The organism is Aquimarina sp. Aq78, from assembly GCF_900299525.1.
Lineage (GTDB): Bacteria > Bacteroidota > Bacteroidia > Flavobacteriales > Flavobacteriaceae > Aquimarina.
In genome coordinates this window covers 1-1906 of the sequence record NZ_OMKA01000027.1, presented here as the reverse complement: position 1 = coordinate 1906, position 1906 = coordinate 1, and the positions used below count along the sequence as shown (strand labels likewise).

Sequence of the window (1906 nt, the reverse complement as noted above, 5' to 3'; positions counted from 1 at the left end):
CGAAAGCTACACTACTCGCTGTACATAATCCAGCATCTACATTTACGTTTACGGTTGCTGGACAACTGATCGTTGGATCAATGTTATCCGTCACTGTTACCGTTTGTGTACAGGTAGCTGTATTTCCAGAACCGTCAGTTACTGTCCAGGTGACTGTAGTATCTCCTAATGGGAAAACTCCCGGTGCATCATTGGTTGTACTGGCTACAGCACAATTATCTCCTGTAGTCGGAGTACCTAAAGCAACACTACTGGCAGTACATAGACCAGCATCTACATTGACATTTACTGTGGCTGGACAACTGATTGTTGGATCTATATTATCGGTTACTGTTACGGTTTGTGTACAGGTAGCTGTGTTTCCTGAACTATCTGTTACTGTCCAGGTCACTGTTGTATCTCCTATCGGGAAAACTCCTGGTGCATCATTGGTTGTACTGGCTACTGCACAATTATCTGAAGTAGTCGGAGTACCTAAAGCAACACCACTCGCAGTACATAAGCCTGCATCAACATTTACATTTACTGTGGCTGGACAACTGATCGTTGGATCAATATTATCTGTCACTGTTACCGTTTGGTTACAAATGGCTGTATTACCTGAACTATCTGTTACCGTCCAGGTGACTGTTGTATCTCCTATCGGGAAAACTCCCGGTGCATCGTTGGTTGTACTGGCTACTGCACAATTATCTCCTGTAGTTGGTGTACCTAAAGCAACACCACTCGCTGTACATAGACCAGCATCAACATTTACATTTACTGTGGCTGGACATGCAATTATCGGATCAATATTGTCGGTTACGGTTACCGTTTGTGTACAGGTAGCTGTATTACCTGAACTATCCGTGACTGTCCAGGTGACTGTCGTATCTCCTAATGGGAAAACTCCTGGTGCATCGTTGGTTGTACTGGCTACTGCACAATTATCTCCTGTAGTCGGAGTACCTAAAGTAACACCACTCGCGGTACATAGACCAGCATCAACATTTACGTTTACTGTGGCTGGACAACTGATTGTTGGGTCGATATTGTCGGTTACGGTTACAGTTTGCGTACAGGTAGCTGTATTACCAGAACTATCTGTTACTGTCCAGGTGACTGTCGTATCTCCTAATGGGAAAACTCCAGGTGCATCGTTGGTTGTACTGGCTACAGCACAATTATCTCCTGTAGTTGGGGTACCTAAAGTAACACTACTCGCTGTACATAATCCAGCATCTACATTGACGTTTACTGTGGCTGGACATGCAATTACCGGATCGATATTATCGGTTACCGTTACGGTTTGCGTACAGGTAGCTGTATTTCCTGAGCTATCCGTTACTGTCCAGGTCACTGTCGTATCTCCTAATGGGAAAACTCCTGGTGCATCATTGGTTGTACTGGCTACAGCACAATTATCTCCTGTAGTAGGAGTACCTAAAGTAACACCACTCGCAGTACATAGACCAGCATCAATATTTACGTTTACTGTGGCTGGACAACTGATTGTTGGGTCGATATTGTCGGTTACGGTTACAGTTTGTGTACAGGTAGCTGTGTTTCCAGAACTATCCGTTACTGTCCAGGTGACTGTCGTATCTCCTATCGGGAAAACTCCCGGTGCATCGTTGGTTGTACTGGCTACTGCACAATTATCTCCTGTAGTTGGTGTACCTAAAGTAACACCACTGGCTGTACATAGACCAGCATCTACATTTACATTTACTGTGGCTGGACAACTGATCGTTGGGTCGATATTGTCGGTTACGGTTACAGTTTGCGTACAGGTAGCTGTGTTTCCTGAACTATCTGTTACTGTCCAGGTCACTGTTGTATCTCCTATCGGGAAAACTCCTGGTGCATCATTGGTTGTACTGGCTACAGCACAATTATCTCCTGTAGTTGGGGTTCCTAAAGTAAC

General features: G+C 44.7%; 1 protein-coding gene. It reads right to left on the bottom strand.

The annotated features are described in order from the left end of the window. The coding region (locus tag DG435_RS19500; protein WP_159098266.1) for an HYR domain-containing protein at positions 1 to 1906 on the bottom strand (1906 nt) is incomplete at both ends.